The organism is Nonomuraea sp. NPDC050556 (assembly GCF_044457355.1).
Classification (GTDB): domain Bacteria; phylum Actinomycetota; class Actinomycetes; order Streptosporangiales; family Streptosporangiaceae; genus Nonomuraea.
The window spans coordinates 242,805-260,548 of sequence record NZ_JBITGU010000008.1 but is presented as its reverse complement, the minus strand read 5'-3'; the positions used below and the strand labels follow the sequence as shown (position 1 = coordinate 260,548).

Annotated in this window: 15 protein-coding genes; 9 read left to right on the top strand and 6 right to left on the bottom strand. The window is 69.2% G+C overall.

The genetic code is table 11. The features are described from left to right. The first annotated feature begins 57 nt into the window (after window positions 1-57). Window positions 58-441: a hypothetical protein gene (locus ACIBG8_RS53410; RefSeq protein ID WP_397351129.1), complete on the top strand. Its 384-nt coding sequence runs from the start codon at window positions 58-60 to the stop codon at window positions 439-441. Between the two features lie 56 nt (window positions 442-497). Here ACIBG8_RS53410 and ACIBG8_RS53405 read toward each other — a convergent pair whose 3' ends face one another. The 4 genes from ACIBG8_RS53405 to ACIBG8_RS53390 form a co-directional block, all read right to left on the bottom strand. Beyond that, window positions 498-887: a sensor histidine kinase gene (locus tag ACIBG8_RS53405; protein ID WP_397351128.1), complete on the bottom strand. Its 390-nt coding sequence runs from the start codon at window positions 885-887 to the stop codon at window positions 498-500. Between the two features lie 207 nt (window positions 888-1,094). Continuing rightward, complete coding sequence (locus ACIBG8_RS53400; RefSeq protein WP_397351127.1) at window positions 1,095-3,083, bottom strand: cytochrome c oxidase assembly protein; 1,989 nt, start codon at window positions 3,081-3,083, stop codon at window positions 1,095-1,097. Continuing rightward, window positions 3,080-3,640: a copper resistance protein CopC gene (locus ACIBG8_RS53395; protein WP_397351126.1), complete on the bottom strand. Its 561-nt coding sequence runs from the start codon at window positions 3,638-3,640 to the stop codon at window positions 3,080-3,082. The genes ACIBG8_RS53400 and ACIBG8_RS53395 overlap by 4 nt, the downstream gene beginning before the upstream one ends. Before the next feature lie 44 nt (window positions 3,641-3,684). After that, complete coding sequence (locus ACIBG8_RS53390; protein WP_397351125.1) at window positions 3,685-4,968, bottom strand: helix-turn-helix domain-containing protein; 1,284 nt, start codon at window positions 4,966-4,968, stop codon at window positions 3,685-3,687. A gap of 377 nt (window positions 4,969-5,345) precedes the next feature. On the opposite strand from ACIBG8_RS53390, the gene ACIBG8_RS53385 reads away from it, so the two are divergent. From ACIBG8_RS53385 to ACIBG8_RS53370, 4 genes are all read left to right on the top strand, one after another. Next, complete coding sequence (locus tag ACIBG8_RS53385) at window positions 5,346-8,171, top strand: BTAD domain-containing putative transcriptional regulator (protein WP_397351124.1); 2,826 nt, start codon at window positions 5,346-5,348, stop codon at window positions 8,169-8,171. Between the two features lie 17 nt (window positions 8,172-8,188). Beyond that, on the top strand, window positions 8,189-10,348 hold the full coding sequence (locus ACIBG8_RS53380; protein ID WP_397351123.1) for a xanthine dehydrogenase family protein molybdopterin-binding subunit: 2,160 nt from the start codon (window positions 8,189-8,191) through the stop codon (window positions 10,346-10,348). Window positions 10,349-10,430: 82 nt separating this feature from the next. After that, the gene (locus ACIBG8_RS53375; protein WP_397351122.1) at window positions 10,431-10,664 is read left to right on the top strand and encodes an EF-hand domain-containing protein; all 234 of its coding nucleotides are present in this window, start codon (window positions 10,431-10,433) and stop codon (window positions 10,662-10,664) included. Window positions 10,665-10,704: 40 nt separating this feature from the next. Next, window positions 10,705-12,087, top strand: a complete 1,383-nt coding sequence (locus ACIBG8_RS53370) for an NCS2 family permease (protein WP_397351120.1) — start codon at window positions 10,705-10,707, stop codon at window positions 12,085-12,087. Here ACIBG8_RS53370 and ACIBG8_RS53365 read toward each other — a convergent pair. Next, complete coding sequence (locus ACIBG8_RS53365; RefSeq protein ID WP_397351119.1) at window positions 12,084-12,929, bottom strand: excalibur calcium-binding domain-containing protein; 846 nt, start codon at window positions 12,927-12,929, stop codon at window positions 12,084-12,086. The genes ACIBG8_RS53370 and ACIBG8_RS53365 overlap by 4 nt on opposite strands. Before the next feature lie 123 nt (window positions 12,930-13,052). Here ACIBG8_RS53365 and ald point away from each other — a divergent pair, with 123 nt between their 5' ends. Next, the gene (ald, locus tag ACIBG8_RS53360; RefSeq protein WP_397351118.1) at window positions 13,053-14,168 is read left to right on the top strand and encodes an alanine dehydrogenase; all 1,116 of its coding nucleotides are present in this window, start codon (window positions 13,053-13,055) and stop codon (window positions 14,166-14,168) included. Here the strand turns inward: ald and ACIBG8_RS53355 are convergent. Next, the gene (locus ACIBG8_RS53355) at window positions 14,158-14,874 is read right to left on the bottom strand and encodes a DUF3105 domain-containing protein (protein ID WP_397351116.1); all 717 of its coding nucleotides are present in this window, start codon (window positions 14,872-14,874) and stop codon (window positions 14,158-14,160) included. The two genes, ald and ACIBG8_RS53355, sit on opposite strands and share 11 nt — an antisense overlap. Before the next feature lie 101 nt (window positions 14,875-14,975). On the opposite strand from ACIBG8_RS53355, the gene ACIBG8_RS53350 reads away from it, so the two are divergent. From ACIBG8_RS53350 to ACIBG8_RS53340, 3 genes are all read left to right on the top strand, one after another. Continuing rightward, entirely contained in the window at window positions 14,976-15,605 is a 630-nt protein-coding gene (locus ACIBG8_RS53350) for a DUF305 domain-containing protein (RefSeq protein ID WP_397351115.1), read from the top strand. A 215-nt stretch (window positions 15,606-15,820) separates the two neighbouring features. After that, a complete protein-coding gene (locus tag ACIBG8_RS53345) occupies window positions 15,821-17,206 on the top strand; it encodes a phytoene desaturase family protein (protein WP_397351113.1) in 1,386 nt (461 codons plus the stop codon). A gap of 33 nt (window positions 17,207-17,239) precedes the next feature. Further along, complete coding sequence (locus ACIBG8_RS53340; RefSeq protein ID WP_397351112.1) at window positions 17,240-17,677, top strand: MarR family winged helix-turn-helix transcriptional regulator; 438 nt, start codon at window positions 17,240-17,242, stop codon at window positions 17,675-17,677. The last annotated feature ends 67 nt before the right edge of the window (window positions 17,678-17,744 follow it).

Genomic DNA, 17,744 nt, shown 5'->3' with positions numbered 1-17,744 from the left:
CGCGAAGCCGTAAAAGATTACATTCGACTGCAAGGGATGAGGTTTACCCTCGTCGGCATGATGATCCGAAACGTCCTGATCACCGGCGCGCTCGCGGCGCTCGTCCTGACCGGATCCGCCGCTGCCACCGCCACCACCAAGGCGGAAGCCAACAGCAGGCACGTGTGCCTCGCCTACGTCCACCTGATCAAGGCCAGGCAGGCCTACGAGGGGACGGACGGCGACATCGCCGGCCGCTACAACCGCCTGTCGACGATGTTCCAGGCGCTGTCGGACGTCGCCTCGGAGAACTCGGCGCTGGCCGGGCTCACGGCCAAGGGCCACACGGTGGCGCGCAAGGCGCTCAGGGTGGCCGCCACCACGACGGACTACGACGATCTCCAGCCGTACGAGAAGCAGCTCAAGGCCATCGACCGGAAGATCAGGACCTACTGCTCCTGAAAAGGAAAGGGCGAGGGCCGCACGGCCCTCGCCCTTTGGCCCGTTCCAAAACGGGACTACCGCTTCTTGGGGACGACTCCGGTCACCGTCGTGCCTTCGCCGGCGACGCTGCTGACCGCCAGGTTTCCCCCCAGCTCGGCGAACCACGCCCGCATCCGGGCGATCCCCCGCCCCACCGGGGCGTTGGCGAACCCGCCGCCGTTGTCGCTCACCGTCATGCGCAGCCCGCGCGCCCCCGAGGTGATCGCGATGGACACCACGGTGGCGCCGCTGTGCCGTTCGACGTTGGCCAGCGCCTCCTCCAGCGCGCCCCAGACACCCCGCGCGACCCGGGCAGGCACCTCGTCAGCCGGGAGCGCCCACGTCTCCACGGTGATGTCGGTGCGGTCGGCCCACTCGGCGAGATAGCCCTCAAGCGCTTCGGCCAGGCTCCGCCCCCCGCGCATGCGCGTCTCTTCCGTCAATTGATCTCGCCTTCCTGAGCATCATGAGCAACCACCGGTCCCCGAACCAGCGCCACCCACTGGCCGATCCGCAACCGCCCCCACGGCAGGCCGAATCGAACACGTGGTGATGCCCGTCTCCCCCGTCAGCAAGGCTACCGGCAGGTTCGGAAACGTGTGAGCGGAAGATAGAAGGCCATACCCGTTCGGCTACTCGCCCTTGTCATGACGGTTGAGGCGGGCGAGGTAGTCGTTGTAGGAGTCGAGTTCCGTGTCTCCTGTGCCTCGTCCCGAGGCCGCGGCGGCGTCCGCCCGGCGGTCGGCCCGGCGGGCCTGCCGGTCGTCGTCGCGATACCACTGCATGGCGAGGGCGAGCAGGACGATCAGCGTCGGGATCTCGCCGAAGCCCCACGCGATGGCCCCGCCGTTCTGCTGGTCGGCGAGCGGGCTGTCGCCCCAGGTACGGCCGAGCTGGTCGTACCAGTCCGACGCGATCACGGTGCCCATCATCATCAGCGCGATGCCGAAGAAGGCGTGGAACGGCATCGTGACGAAGAGCGTGAGCAGCCGCCCGAAGTAGGGCAGCTTGTACGGCCCCGGGTCGACGCCGATGATCACCCAGAAGAACAGGCACCCGCTGAGCAGGAAGTGGGTGGTCATCACGATGTGCCCGAGATGCTCCTCCATCGCCGCCGAGAACAGCGGCGTGAAGTAGAGGGCGTAGGTGGACACCACGAAGATCGCCGTCGCGATCGCCGGATGCCCGACGACCTTGACGAACTGGCTGTGCAGGATCACCGTGATCCACTCGCGCGGCCCCCGGTCGCCGCGCTTGGCCGCGGGCTTCAGCGCCCGCAGGGCGAGCGTGACCGGGCCGCCGAGCACCAGGAAGATGGGCACGACCATGGACAGCGTCATGTGCTCGGCCATGTGCACGCTGAACAGGACCTGCGCGTAGCGCGCGACCCCGCTCTGCGTGGCCAGGACCAGGATCGCGACGCCGAGGAACCAGGCGACGCTGCGCCCCACCGGCCACGCGTCGCCGCGCCTGGCCAGCCGGACGAGGCCGGCCGCGTACAGACCGGCGAGGGTGACGGCGACGACGGCGAAGAACAGGTCGAACCGCCACATCGTGACCAGGTTGCCCGCGGTGAGCGGCGGCGGCATCGAGTAGCCGAGCAGCTCGAACGCCCGGTCGGACGGGGTGACGACGGGCGGGGTCGGCGTGCGCGACAGGGCGACGCCGAGGCCGACGGTCGCCGCCATGACGACGACCTCGCCCACGGCCAGCCGTACGAACGCGCCTGCCTTGCCCTGGTCGAGCGCGACCAGCGTGCGCTGCCTGTGCCACCAGCCCGCGTATCCCAGGAGCACGAAGGCGACCGTCTTGGCGACGATCAGCACGCCGTACGACGAGGTCCACAGGTCCTCGACGGCGGTCAGCCTGGCCAGGACGCTGAAGACGCCGGAGACGCCCACCACGATGTAGCACCACAGCGCCATGCGGGAGAAACGCTGCGCCATGAGCGGAACCTGCGGCCGCTTGAGCAGCGCGTGCGCGGTCACCACGGCCAGCCCGCCCACCCACAGCGCCAGCCCCAGCACGTGCAGCGAGACGCCCGAGATGGCCATGTCGTGGTTGGGCGCCGAGGCAGAGTGGCCCGACAGCGACGGCGGCAGCATGGTCGCCAGCGACAACACCAGCAGCCCGCCTGCCGCGCCCGCGGTGATCGCGCCGCGCGAGAACAGCGCGATGGCCACCGCGAACAGCACCACGAGGGTCAGCGCTATGCCGCGCCCGGTCTGGCTGGCGTAGCTGGTCAGCTCGTTGCCCAGCACCTGGAAGACCGGCATGGCCAGCTCGTCCGACAGGCCGAACACCATGGTCCCGGCCGCCGCGCCCGCCCAGACGAGCGCGCTCCACGAGGCTGCCTTGACGTAGCCGGTGGCGGACTGGCCCAGCATGCCCTTCTCGCTCGGCAGGAAGGCGGTGGCCGTGAGCAGCAGGCCCACGGTCAGTACGCCGGAGGCGTCCATGAGCAGCTTCGACACCGGCAGCGCCCACCGGGTGAGCACGCCGGCGGTCGGGAGGTCGGCGATGATGCGCGGGAACGCGGCGCCCCCGGCCAGCATGGCGACGACCAGCGCCACGACCGCGGCAGCCGCGGCCGCTATCCCCAGGCGGGCTGCACGGTTCACGGGCGCTTTTTCCGCATGCTGAGCAGGAAGCCGACACCGATGCCGACCAGCGCGCCGACCACGATCAGCAACCAGACGGGAAACTCCGTCTTGGCCTCGGCGGCTACCGGACTCTCCTGCGTGGGGGCGGGCCCCACGGGCGTCGGCCCTGTGGTGGCGCTCTCACTCGCGCTGGGCGTCGGCTTGGGCGCGCCCTTGACCGAGAACGGGATCTCACCCTCGATCGGATGCCCGTCCGAGGACACGACCCGGTAGGCGATCGTGTATTTCCCGTCCGGCAGGTCGTCGGTGACGGCCTGGTTGACGGTGTGACCGTCCACCTCGGGCTTGCCCTGCTGGTACTTCGCCCCGTCCGGGCCGCGCACGATGACGAACGGCATGCGGACGGAGGCGGAGAACTCGAGCTTGACGGTGTCGAGCTTCTTGACGGTGGCGTCCTTGGCGGGGTTGCTGCTCTTGAGCGCGTCATGCGCCAGGGCGGGGGCCGCCAGGGCGGCGCCTAGGACGAGCATGGCGGCGAGTAGGGCGGTGAGGGCCGCTATCGGGGATCTCTTCATGGCACCCCCCAGGCTACCGACGCCACCGCCCGGTCCTCACCCCGCTACAGACCGGCGCACGCGAGAGCGCGCTGATACGCCCCGACCGCCTCTTCTCCCTCGCCCAGCAGTTCCAGGGTCTCCGCGGTGGCGTACCACGCACCTGCGGTACGCCTGGCGTCGGGGATCGGCTCCAGCCAGTCACGCGCGCGGTCGATGTGCTCGCGCGCCTCGCTGAACCGACCCGTAGCCCCGAAGGCCCGGCTGAGCAGCAGATCGCCCTCGAGCCCGACACTGGGCGCCGTCGCGGGGAGCAAGCTGAGGCCTTCGGCGGCGTCGACGATGGTCTGGTCGAGGTTGCCGGCCATGATCTCGGCCCTGGCAATCTCGATCTTGCAGCGGGCCACGTCGACCACACCTGCCGAGGTCTGCTCCATGTCGCCGAGCGCTCTGCGCATCAGGTCCCGCGCGGTGGAAACGTCCTGCGAGCGGGTTCTGAGCATGAGCGCGGCGAGGGCCAGGCGCATGCGCGCGGTGTTGCGTGGCTCTCCGTGCTCCGTCTGAACAGCCATCGCTCGCTCGGCGAATACCAGAGCCTCCTCACCGTGGTCGGTGTAGAGGGCAGTGAGAGCGGCGTTCCAGTTGGCCGCGACAACCGACCGAGGGGTTCCCAGCGTGTCGGCCGCGTTCAACAGTTCGGCGGCGAACTGGCGGGAGCGCAGCAGGTCGCCCCGGTCCAGATATGCCGCCAGCAGTGTCGCGCCGAGTTCCACCATCAGGTCGGACCAGACGGGCCTGACTGCGCCACCCAGGATCTGCTCGCCCACCTCGACGGCCTCGGTCAGCCTCTCGCTGGTCCGATAGGTGCGGCAGAGGGCGACGGTCACCTCAATGCGCCGCTCGGGCGCAAGGTCGTCCCCCAGCAGGCGATCGAGCAGGACGATCGCCTGCGAAAGATCGCCATCCGCCTCCGTGGCCAGCGCGAGTCCGAATTGGGCGTCTTGACGTAGAGCCGTCAGCCCTGTCAGGTTGTTGTTCGCCAGCAGCTCGGAGAAGCGTGTGCGGGCCTCGGAGACCTCACCGTTCTCCAAGGCCAGCCGTGCGTACCCCAGCGACAGCTCCAGGTCCTCCATCTGCTCGGCGGTAACACCGTTGACCAGATAGGAGAGCGAGCAGTCGAGCTTCTGAGCCAGCAACTCCAGGACAGCGGGAGTCGGGGTACGCTTACCGCTCTCGATCAAGGAAATGTAGCTGTCTGACAACTCTGGATGCGCCAGCTGGGCCTGAGACAGGCCGCGCTGTCGCCGAACCGTCTTAATACGCAGTCCGACCAGGTCCGATGTGGTCATAGCCGCCATTCCCTGAGAAGATATTTTCGAGCACACCCACGGCGAGGGAGCCCCCCATGCGCAAGCGTTTTGCCCTGTCCGCACTTGTTATGTTCTTCGCGGTCACGTCGACCGTCGCGCTCAATGCTACGACTGCCAGTGCCGACACGTCTGCCCCTCCGGCCTACCTAATGACCGTAGATGTCCCTGCCTGCTGCTAGATCGGCCGTAGCCGTCGCAAGGGGACCGATGTTGAACAGATCAGCACGTCAGGGCAAGCAAGGCTTGTAGTCACACTTCTCCCCACGCTATACACGCTACGCGCCGCCTCTACATTCTCTCTACAGAAGGCGGAACAGCGCCCTTCGCGTCCGGAAATCTCTGGTTAGTCTTGCCGGGTGGGCCGAGAAGACACGCTGTTCATCCGACTACTGGGACCCACTCGCTGCTTGCGCGAGGAGCAAGATCTTCCTCTCGGCGCTCCCAGGCAGCAGGCGGTGCTGGCGATTCTCGCGTCGTCTGCCGGCCACCCGGTGACCATGAGCGCGCTGGTCGAGGGCCTTTGGGGCGAGCGTCCTCCCGCCAGCGCGGAGCAGAGCGTCTACACCTACGTGGCGGGCCTGCGGCAGGCGCTGGAGCCGGAACGAGGCCGGCGCATGCGGTCAAAACTGCTGCTCGCCGTACCCGGCGGTTACCTTCTGAAGATCGGCCCAGCCCAGGTGGACTCGCTGGTCTTCGCCGGCCTACGGGACGAGGCCAGGGGTTTACGCGGTGAGCGGGCGATCGAGGTCTACGAGCGGGCGTTCGGCCTGTGGCACGGCTCCGCCCTCAGCGGGCTCCCTGGGCCGTTCGCCGAAGCGGAGCGGAGCAGGCTCGAGGATCTGCGGGTGGACGCGCAGGAAGACCACGCCCATCACCTCATCCAGGCGGACCGCCACGAGGAAGCGCTTCCCCTCCTGCAGGATCTCGTGCGGCTGCATCCCTTACGTGAACCCCTGCGCGAGCTGCTCATGGTGGCCCTGGCCCGAAGCGGACGCCAGGCGGAGGCGCTGGAGAGCTATCGCGAGGGGAGGCGGATTCTCGCCGAGGAGCTGGGGATAGATCCCAGCGAAAGGCTGCGCCGCTGCCACGAGGACATCCTGCGCGGCAGCGAGGCACCGGCGGACATCGCCCTTCCCGTACCACGCCAGTTGCCCCGTGCCCTCCTGAGCTTCGTTGGCAGGGCAGCGGAGACGTCTCAGATCAAGCCGCTGCTCTCGGCCCCGGACGACGACCCGCCCGTCCCCCTCGTGGCGATCTCCGGCCCGCCGGGCGTCGGCAAGTCGGCGCTGGCGGCCCAGTTGGGGCACACGGTGGCGGAGTACTTTCCCGACGGACAGCTCTACGCCAACCTCAAGGGCGCGACCGACCCGGTCCAGCCGATCGACGCCATGGCCAGGTTCCTGCGCGCGCTGGGGGTGCCCGGCGGAGCGGGGTCCGGCGATCTGGACGAGCTCTCCGCGCTGTGGCGCAGCACGCTCAACGGCAGGCGCATGCTGATCTGCCTGGACGATGTCAGCGGCGCCGCGCAGATCCGCCCGTTCCTCGGCGCCTCCGCCGGCAACAGCGTCCTTGCCACCAGCAGGGAGTCCGTCACGTCCCTCGACGACTGCGTCCAGATCCACCTGGGCAGGATGGACGACGTCGAGGGGGTCACCATGGTGACCACGCTCGTGGGAGCCGCTCGCGTCACGGCCCACAGGGAAGCGGCCGAGCGGTTGGTCCGGCGCTGCGACGGGCTGCCTCTCGCCCTTCGCATCGCGAGCGCCCGCCTGATCGACAACCCGGACTGGACCGTCGGCGACCTGGTCGACCGCCTGGAGGACGAACGCCGCAGGCTCCACGAGCTGGAAGCCGGTGACCTGGCCGTGCGGACCAGCTTCAACGACAGCTGGACCGCTCTGCACACCAGCCGGATGCCGTTGGACAGGCTCGCGGCGCGGACTCTCACCACGCTTGGACTGCTCGGCGTGAACGACGTGACCTCCATGGTGGTCGCCGCTCTGATGGACGTCTCGCCGTCAGAGGCCGAGCAGGCGCTGGAGCGCTTGGCCAGGGCCCATCTCGTGGAGCGCGGCCAGCCGGGGCGTTACTACTTCCACGACCTGGTCCGCTTGTACGCGAGCGAACTGGATCCGCCGGACAGGAGCGGATCCCTCATCAGGGCGCTGGGCTACTACGCGGCCTCGTCTTTCCGCGCGTCGACGTTGTGGGACCCGCACCGGGTGCAGCCGCAGGCGCCTCCCGTGACCGCCGCTCCGCATCCCATGGAGACGAAGGAACAGGCGGGCGACTGGCTGGCCGCCGAGGAGCCGAACCTGTATGCCGCCGCGGCCCAGGCGTTGACCGATCCCGACGACAGGATCGCCCTGATCGGCGTCGCCATCGCCTTCTCCCTCCACTGGCCCTACCAGAACGCCTGCCGGTCCCTCGACATCATCAAGCTGAACGAGCCGGTGCTGCGGATCGCCGAGCGCCTCGGCGATGACCGCATGGCCCTGGAGGCGCACTGCCACATCGCCGGCGGCATGCGTTTCCTCCTGAAGTACGAGGAAACCCTCGCCCACCTGGAGGCCGAACGCGAACTGGCCGTACGGCTCGGCGACGGATTCTGCGAGCAACGCGCCTACGGAAACATGGCCTCGCTGCACCAGACGATGGAGCGGCACGAAGACGCGCTGCGCTGCGCCAGGGCGCAGCAGATCCTGGCGAAGCGCATCGGCAGCGCCGTCGGGGAACGGTATGCCCTCTACACGGCCGGCACTACCTACTCCTCCATCGGCGACCACGAGCAGGCGCGGGACTGCCTGTTGGAGGGGCTGGAGATGGCTGAGCAGGCGGGTGACGTCTTTCAGGAGGCCAGCATGCGCGCGGTGATCGGAGGCGTCTACCTCGACCTCGGCGACCTCCCGCTCGCCCTGCACCACCTCAACCTGGCCCTGGAACAGGGCAGGACTCAATACAACTCGCTCACCGTGGCCCGCTGCCTGGTCCACCTAACCCGTGCCGCACGCCTTTCCGGAGAGCTGGAACGCGCCATGGACCGGGCGGACGAGGCGGTCCAGCACGCGTACAAGATGCAGAGCCCCCATTGGCAGCGGGAGGCGCGAGAAGAGGCTGCGGCCGTGGAGGAAGCCCTTCGAGCGGTTTCAGAGACCCTTGGAGCTGGAAGAAGCGCCCGGTGAGGTGTTGTACTCGGTAGATGAGTGAGACCACCAGTGTGGTGCGGCAGGGTGTCGGGGAGAGTGCCAGGCGGCCCGATGCGGCGCTGAAGGTGACCGGGGAGTTCGCCTACGCGTCGGATCTGTGGCTGGAGGGGATGGTGTGGGGGGTGACTCTGCGGAGTCCCCATGCGTCGGCCTGGATTCGGTCCGTTGATGTCTCGGCGGCGCTGGCCATGCCTGGGGTGCTGGCCGTACTCACGCATGAAGACGTTCCCGGCGAGAAGTTCTACGGGCTCGAGCACAAGGATCAGCCGGTGCTCGCCATCGATCAGGTGCGGTACCAAGGGGAGCCGGTCGCGCTGGTGGCGGCTGAGCATCCGGAGACGGCTCGCCGGGCTGCTGCTGCGATCGTGGTGGAGTACGAGATCCGGGAGGCTGTTACTGATCCTCGCCTTTCTCGGGAGTTCGTGCGTCGGCAGCCGGTGCTTCAGGGGGACACGTTCCATGCCGAGGTGGTGGTGCGGGGCGAGTACGAGGTGGGGATGCAGGATCAGGCGTTCCTGGGGCCTGAGTCCGGGCTGGCCGTACCTGCTGAGGATGGGGGGGTTGATCTCTACATCGCCACTCAGTGGCTGCACGTCGACCGCGATCAGCTTGCGCCCTGCCTCGGGTTGCCGCCGGAGAAGGTGCGGTTGACGCTGTCGGGGGTCGGTGGGGCGTTCGGGGCTCGGGAGGATCTTTCCATGCAGGTGCACGCCTGCATGCTGGCGCTCCGGCTCGGCCGTCCCGTCAAGATCTCCTACGGGCGGGAGGAGTCGTTCTTCGGGCACGTGCACCGGCATCCCGCCTGGATGCGGTACGAGCACGGGGCCTCCCGTGACGGCAGGCTCGTCTACGTCAAGGCGGAGATCCTGCTGGACGGCGGAGCCTACTGCTCCTCCTCTCCTGCGGTCGTCGGTAATGCGGCTTCGCTGGGGGTCGGGCCGTATGAGGTGCCGAATGTGGATGTCGTGGCCACCGGGGTCTACACGAACAATCCGCCTTGCGGAGCCATGCGGGGGTTCGGGGCGGTGCAGGCTTGTTATGCGTACGAGTCGCAGATGGACAAGCTGGCCGAGGCGTGCGGGCTCGATCCGGTGGAGATCCGGGTGCGCAACGCGGTCAGCCAGGGCTCGTTCCTGCCGACCGGGCAGGAGATCGACACCCCGGCGCCGCTGGCCGACATGTTGCGTCAGCTCGCGGCCATGCCGCTGCCCGCGCGGAACGACGGCGACCTGCGGTCGCTGCCCGGCGGCGTCTCGCAGACCACCCATGGCGAGTCGGTACGGCGGGGCGTCGGGTACGGCGTCGGGATCAAGAACATCTGCTTCTCCGAAGGGTTCGACGACTACTCCACTGCCCGGGTCAGGGCGGAGCTGGTCGGCGGTGAGCCACATGTGACGGTGCACACGGCGGCGGCCGAGGTGGGGCAGGGGCTGGTGACGATCCAGGCTCAGATCGCGCGCACCGAGCTGGGGGTTGACCACGTCACGGTGGCCACGGCCGACACGCAGGTGGGGTCTGCCGGGTCGTCGTCGGCGTCGCGGCAGTCTTATGTGACGGGTGGGGCGGTCAAGGCGGCTTGCGAGGCCGTACGGGAGCGTTTTCAGGGGTTGTCTGCTCGGGAGGCGCTGGAGAAGTTCGGGGCTGTGGAGGAGACGCGGGAGTATCGGCACCGGCCCACGTATCCGCTCGACCCTGCTACGGGGCAGGGGGCGTCGCACACGCAGCTCGCATTGTGTGTGCATCGGGCGGTGGTGGATGTGGATGTGGAGCTGGGGCTGGTGAAGGTGGTGGAGCTGGCTGCCGTGCAGGATGTGGGGCGGATCCTCAACCCTCAGGCTTTGGAGGGGCAGATCCATGGGGGGTCGGCTCAGGGGTTGGGGCTGGCGTTGATGGAGGAGATCCAGGTGCGGGACGGGCGGGTTTTGAATCCGTCGTTCACTGACTACCTGATTCCTACGATTCTTGACATGCCGCCTATGGAGCTGCGGATTCTGGAGAATCCGGATCCGCATGCGCCGTATGGGTTGCGGGGGGCGGGAGAGCCGCCGACGTTGTCGTCCACTCCGGCGATCGCGGCTGCCGTGCGGGACGCCACGGGGCTGGCGCTGCCGCGCGTCCCCATCCGCCCCGAGGACATCGCTCTCGCAGAGTGACTCCCCCGTGGAAGGTCCCGAGGTCCTCAAGGTCCTGGAGTGGTGAAGGTCCTTGGGTGGGGGCTTCGGTAGATTGGCGGCCATGAGCAACGTTGCCGACGAGGCCAGGGAAGAGTTCGCCCGTTTCGACACCGATGGGGATGGCCTCATCACCCCCGATGAGATCCGCAAGGTCAACCGCGCCCTGGGCACCAAGGGCCTCAACGACTCCGAGATCGACGCGATGATCAAGATCGCCGACCAGGACGGAGACGGCCTGATCAGGCTGGAGGAGTTCGTCGCCCTGGTCGGCGGCGGCAAGCACGAAAAGGAGTAAAAGCGGGTAGGAACCGCTGCATCCCCCAGAGCGAAGGGGGATGGCTGTGCTCGACAGGTTCTTCGAGCTGTCCGCACGGGAGACCACCGTCGGGCGCGAGGTGCGCGGTGGTATCACGACGTTCATGGCGATGGCCTACATCATCCTGCTGAACCCGATCATCCTGGCAGGAGCGAAGGACGTCACGGGGGCCAAGCTGACCATCGCCCAGCTCACCACGTCGACCGCGCTGGCCGCCGCGCTGTGCACGCTGCTGATGGCGTTCGTCGGCAACGCGCCGTTCGGCCTGGCGGCCGGGCTCGGGCTGAACGCCGTGGTCGCCTACCAGGCCGCGCCGTTCATGACCTGGGCCCAGGCCATGGGCCTGGTCGTCCTCGAAGGCCTGGTCATCATCGTGCTCGCGGTCTCCGGCGTCCGCAGGCTGATCATGAACGCGATCCCCCTGGCGCTCAAGCACGCGATCGGGGTGGGGATCGGCATGTTCATCGCCCTCATCGGGCTGGTGGACGCGGGCTTCGTGTCGTCGGGCGCGGGCACGCCCCTGCAGCTCGGCTCGACCGGGCATCTGACGGGCTGGCCGGTCGCGGTCTTCTGCTTCGGCCTGCTGCTGATGATCCTCCTGTACGTGCGCAGGACCCCTGCCGCGATCCTCATCAGCATCGCGGTCACGACGGTCCTGGCGATCGTGGTCAACGCCCTCGCCACGGTCGACCCCAAGGCGTGGGGCGTCGTCGTGCCGCGTGTGCCCGACGCGCTGGTCGCCGCGCCCGACTTCGGGCTGGTGGGCAAGGTCGACGTGTTCGGCGGGTTCGTCACGGCCGGGGCGGTGACGGCCACGGTGGTGCTGTTCACCCTGGTGCTGTCCGGCTTCTTCGACGCGATGGGCACGATCATCGGCGTGGCCGACGAGGCCGGGCTGGTCGACGAGCAGGGCAGGGTGCCGCGCCTGGGCGCGATCCTGACCGTGGACGGCGTCGCCGGGGTCATCGGCGGCGGCATGAGCGCGTCGGCGAACACCGTGTTCGTGGAGTCGGCGGCGGGTGTGGGCGAGGGGGCGCGTACCGGGCTGGCGAGCGTGGTGACGGGCGGGTTGCTCGCGCTGACGCTGCTGTTCACCCCGCTGGCCGCGGTGGTGCCCGCCGCGGCGGCCGCTCCCGCGCTGGTCCTGGTGGGCGCGCTGATGATGACGCAGTGCCGCAACGTGCCGTGGGACGACCTGGAGCTTGCCGTACCAGCGTTCCTGACGATCGCGCTGATGCCGTTCACGTACTCGATCACCAACGGCGTCGGGGCCGGGGTCATCGCCTACACGGTGATCAAGGCGGCGCGCGGGAAGGCGCGGGAGATCCCGTGGCTGCTGTGGATCGTGTCGCTGGTCTTCCTGGCCTATTTCGGGATCTCGGCGCTGGAGGGGTTGGTCTAGCGCACGTCCGCCGAGTTGCAGGCCACGCCGTTGTTGTCGAGGTCGGTGTACCAGGAGTACTCGGGGTGCACACCCTTGGTGTACGGCCCGGCCCCCGCTGCAACGGCCTCCTTGCAGCTGGCGTACTTCTGGTCAGGCGTGCGCGTGGGCGTGGCACCACCGACGGGAGCAGTGCCACCCGTCGTGACCGGTGCGGTCGGCTGGTCGGTCACCGGAGGCGTCGTCGGGCTGATGCTCGGGGTCGCCGCCGCCTCCGGTCCCAGGAGCCTGGCGGCCAGCATGTCGGCCTCCTCCTTGGTGAACCCGGAGATGCTGAGGCTGTCCCCGCTCATCGCCTGCGTGACGATGGGAGCGGCCAGCACGGTCACCCCCGACACCACGGCGATCTGCCGCGTCTGCCCCACGCTCTCCTTGGTCAGCGAGGCGACCTTGTCCCTGAAAGCGGGCGCGATCGCGATGCGCACCGAGTAGGTGCCGTCGCTCTCCCTGAGCGGCTCGATCTTCTGCACGGCCGTGACCGTGACCCCGGGGTCGAGCACGTAACAGGTCTTCTGCAGCTCGTCGAGCGCCGCCTTCACGCCGGGACACGGCGCGGGCTTCGTCTCGGCCACGGGCGCGAAGTGGATGGGCGTCGCCAGGTGCTTGGGCGGGACCGCGCCGAACAGCGGGGTGCCCTGGTTCCTGGTCATCAGGACGGCCAGCGTGCCGAGCACGCCGGCCACCAGCACGACCACGACCAGCGAGGCGAGCAGCACGACGGTGGTGACCCTGCTGGCCTGGGGCTTCTCGTCAGCCTCTGGCTCCTGCCGGGGCGTCTCGCCGGGGGGCGGCTGCTGCACCATCGTTGATCCCATCCTGCCGTTGCTGCCGGTGAGCCTACCGAGGACCGGCCGAACCGGGTAATCAGCCTCACATTTGGGGAATTGATCCCTTCGTAGGCTGAGTCGGCTCAAAGGAGAGCGGCGATGAAGGTCGGAGTCCCACGCGAGGTCAAGAACCACGAGTACCGGGTGGCGCTGACCCCCGCCGGCGCCCACGAGCTGGTACGGCACGGCCACCAGGTCCTCGTCGAGCAGGACGCGGGCACCGGCTCGTCCATCCCCGACGCCGCCTTCCAGGAGGCGGGCGCGGTGATCGTCCCCACCGCCGACCAGGTGTGGGCCGACGGCGACCTCATCCTGAAGGTGAAGGAGCCGGTCGCCGAGGAGTACCACCGGCTGCGCAAGGGCCAGGTCCTGTTCACCTACCTGCACCTGGCCGCCTCCCCCGAGTGCACCAGGGCGATGCTCGACGCGGGCGTCACCGGCGTCGCCTACGAGACCGTCCAGACCGCAGACGGGCGGCTGCCGCTGCTCGCCCCCATGTCCGAGGTGGCGGGACGGCTCGCGCCGCAGGTCGGCGCCTACCACCTGATGCGCCCCGAGGGCGGCAGGGGCGTGCTCATGGGCGGCGTGTCCGGCGTGCACGCGGCGCACGTCGTGGTGATCGGCGCGGGCGTGTCCGGGATGAACGCGGCGGCGATCGCGCTCGGCATGCAGGCCGAGGTGCTGCTGCTCGACCGCGACATCGACAAGCTGCGCCAGGCCGACGTCATCTACCAGGGCCACTGCCAGACCATCGCGTCCAACGCCTTCGAGGTGGAGCGTGCCGTACTCGAGGCCGATCTGGTGATCGGCGCGGTGCTCGTGCCAGGGGCGAAGGCGCCGACGCTGGTGAGCAACGAGCTCGTCAGCCGCATGAAGCCCGGCTCGGTGCTGGTGGACATCTCCATCGACCAGGGCGGCTGCTTCGAGGACTCCAGGCCGACCACGCACGCCGAGCCCACCTACCGGGTGCACGACTCGCTGTTCTACTGCGTGGCCAACATGCCGGGCGCGGTGCCGCACACCTCGACGTACGCCCTGACCAACGTCACCCTGCCCTACGCCCTGGCCATCGCCGACCAGGGCTGGCAACAGGCGATGCGGCAGAACCAGGCGCTGGCGCTCGGGCTCAACACGCACGAAGGGCACCTGACCAACCAGGCCGTGGCGCAGGCGCACGGGCTGGAGGCGGTGCCCTTCGAGGAGGTTATTTCTTAGTCGGCGTAGGCGTCGCGGAAGGCGCGATCGACTCCGACGGCTGCGGCTGGTTCTGCTTCGGCTCCGGCGGGAGCGGCGCCTGGTCGGCCGTCGTGCTGATGGCGTACTGGCCACCGCAGACGGCGCCGGGCTCCGGGGTGTCCGGGCCGTTCTGGTACTTGGTGATGAACTTCGGCAGGCGCGGGTCGTCCACCTTGTCCAGCTTCAGCTGGTTGCCCCACGTGGTGGCCACCACAGCGGACGGCAGGTCCTTGTACGGGCTGACCAGCATGTACTCCTGGTTGCCGTTGGAGCTGGCGATCTTCTGCAGCTGGTCGACCTGGGCCTTCGGCAGGCCCTCGCGGTAGGTGATCCAGACCGCGCCGTGCTCCATCGAGTGCACGGCGTGCTCGTTGTGGATCGGCTTGTCGTAGACCGCGCACTGCTGCCAGTAGTTGTTGTGCGGCCCGCCCATGGGCGGGGTGTCCGCGTACTTCACCGGCGTCCACACGTGCTCGCCGCCGCTGAAGGTCTTGCGCGCGACGGCGTCCATCGACGTCTCGCGCGCCTGCTTGATCAGGTAGAACCCGACCACCCCGACGAGCAGAAGGACGACGGCGCCGCCGGCACCCCACATCAGCAGCGCGGTGCGGCGCTCCTTGCGCTTCTGCACGGCCCGCATCTGTGCCAGATGCTCGCGCCGCGCCTGCGACTTCTCCTTCGTCATCGTTCCTCCATCGGCGTACCAACTGCGGGCCACCCTATGCCCTCCCCGCGTATACGGAGAATAAGGGCAGCATCCCTGTGGGTAGGTAGGCTGTGCGCGTTATGGAAAAGCCAGCAAAGAAGCCGATGCTGATCGCCGCGGCGATCGCGATCGCCGTCGTCGCCGCCCTTGTCATCGTCCTGGGCATGAACGGCACGCCGTCCGACGCCTCGCCCGAGGCGGGCTTCGCGCGGGACATGGGCACCCATCACGCGCAGGCGGTGGAGATGTCGTTCATCGTCTACGACCGGACGGCGTCGCGGGACGTGCGCAACCTGGCGTTCGACATCATCAACACGCAGTCCACGCAGCGGGGGATGTTCCAGGGGTGGCTGCAGCAGTGGGGGCTTTCCCCGGCGGGTGAGCGGCCGCAGATGGCGTGGATGTCGGGGCACGGGCACAGCGGGACGGCTGCGACGGGTACGGCGATGCCGGGCATGGCTTCCGCTGCCGAGCTGACGCGGCTCAGGGGGTTGAAGGACAAGGACGCCGAGGTGTTGTTCCTGCAGCTGATGATCAGGCACCACGAGGGCGGGGTGCAGATGGCGAAGGGGTTGCTGTCGCTGTCGTCGCGGGACGAGGTGGCTTCGCTGGCCAACAAGATCGTCACGGGGCAGACGGGGGAGATCAAGCTGATGACCGACCTCCTCAAGCAGCGCGGCGCGCAACCGCTCCCTTCGATCCTCAAGTAACAGCCTTTCAGGGGGCAGTCTCCCCTCTAGGGACCCCTTCATGGCCCATGTCCCCTTGTGTGACCGCGCGCCTTCCTTTAAGCGCGAGCGGTGTGAGGTGGGGGCGCGGGGGGCGGGGGCCGCAGGGGTGCGGACCGCGGGGGCGGATGGCGGGGGGGTCGTGGGGTGGGGTCTTTGCGCCGGGGTCATCATGGGGTGGGTGAGAGGGGGCGTCTGTGGCGCGCTATGACGCTGTGGTCGTCGGGTCGGGACCCAACGGGCTGGTCGGGGCGGTCACGCTGGCCGCTGCCGGGCGGAAGGTCCTGTTGCTGGAGCGGGCCGAGCAGTTCGGGGGCGGGCTGCGGTCGCGGGAGCTGACCCTCCCCGGACACGTGCATGATGTCTGCGCGGCTGTCCTGCCCATGGCGCTGGCCTCCCCTGCCATGCGTGACCTCGGGCTCGACGTGGAGTTCGCCCACCCCGAGGTCCCGGCGGCGCACCCGCTCGACGACCGCCCCGCCGTGCTGGTCCATCGGGACGCCCGCCGTACGGCGGAGCAGTTCGGCCGCGACCGCGGTGCCTGGCTGCGGACCATCGGCGCGACGACCTCGTTCCCGCTGGTCGACACCTTGCTGTCCCCTCTGTCACTTCCCAAGGCACCGCTGAGGGCGGTCAGGTTCGGGGCGTTCGGGTCCCTGCCCGCGACCACGCTCGGCCGGTACGGCTTCCGCACCGAGGAGGCGCGCGCCGCCCTCGCGGGGATGGCCGCCCACACCATGCTCGACCTCCGCGCCCCGATCACCGCCGGGTTCGGGATGATCCTCGCCGGGCTCGCCCACCTGGTCGGCTGGCCGCTCGTGCGCGGCGGCTCCCAGCGGCTCGCCGACGCCCTGGTGGCCAGGCTGCGCGAGCTGGGCGGTACGGCTGTCGCCGGACACCACGTGCGCGACCTCCGCGAGCTGGACGCCGACGTGGTCCTGCTGGACGTGTCCCCCAAGGGGTTCGCCGGGATGGCCGAGCTGCCCGCCGGGTACCGGCGCTCGCTGGAGCGCTTCCGCTACGGGCCCGGGGTGTTCAAGGTCGACTGGGCGCTCGACGGCCCGGTGCCCTGGCGCGACCCGGCGGTGGCGCGGGCGGGCACCGTACACCTGGGCGGCACGATGGCCGAGATCGCGCTCAGCGAGGCCGAGGTGGCGGCGGGCAGGCACGCGGCCAGGCCGTACGTCCTGCTCGTGCAACCGTACGCCGCCGACCCCACGCGCGGCGGGTTCACGCTCTGGGCGTACTGCCACGTCCCCAGCGGCTCGACCAGGGACATGACCTCGGCCATCGAGGCGCAGATCGAGCGCTTCGCGCCAGGGTTCCGCGACCGCGTCCTGGCCAGGCACACCATGGACTCGGCCGCCATGCAGGCGCACGACGTCAACTACGTCGGCGGCGACATCAACGGCGGCCTGTCGAGCCTGCTGCAGTTCGTCCGCAGGCCGGTGTGGTCGCCGGCGCCGTGGCGCACCCCGCTGCCCGGCGTCTACCTGTGCTCGGCGTCCACCCCGCCCGGCGGCGGCGTGCACGGGATGGGCGGTTTCCACGCGGCCAGGCTGGCCCTCGCCAATAATCGCTAACCAAGTTAGTAACTTATGTAGTATGTTGTTTGGGTGACCAATGTAGCCATCATGGAATCCCTGCAGCTCATCGGACTGCTCACCAGGCAGATCGAGCAACAGCTCGCCGTGGTCCTGGGGATCAACTCCACCGACCTGTCAGCCCTGGAGCACCTGGTCACCGACGGCCCGCTGACCGCCAGGGAGCTGGCCGACCGGCTCCAGGTGTCGACGGCCGCCAGCACGCACATCGTCGACCGGCTCGAACGCGCCGGTCACGTCGCCAGGCAACCCCACGCCACCGACCGCCGCAAGGTGCTCGTGGTCGCGGCCGAGGCCTCGCGCGAGCGGATCCTCACCTACATCGCGCCGATCCTGGCCGGCGCCGACGCCTCGATCTCCCGGCTCAGTGCAACCGAACGCGGCGTCGTCGAGAAGTTCCTCAGTGACGTCGTGAACACCTACACCGAAGCGGCGGAAACCATCCGCTAACCCACCCCGACCTCGACACCGTGCCGCCGCACGGCGCTCCCGCATGCCCAAAAATCGGAGGCAAACC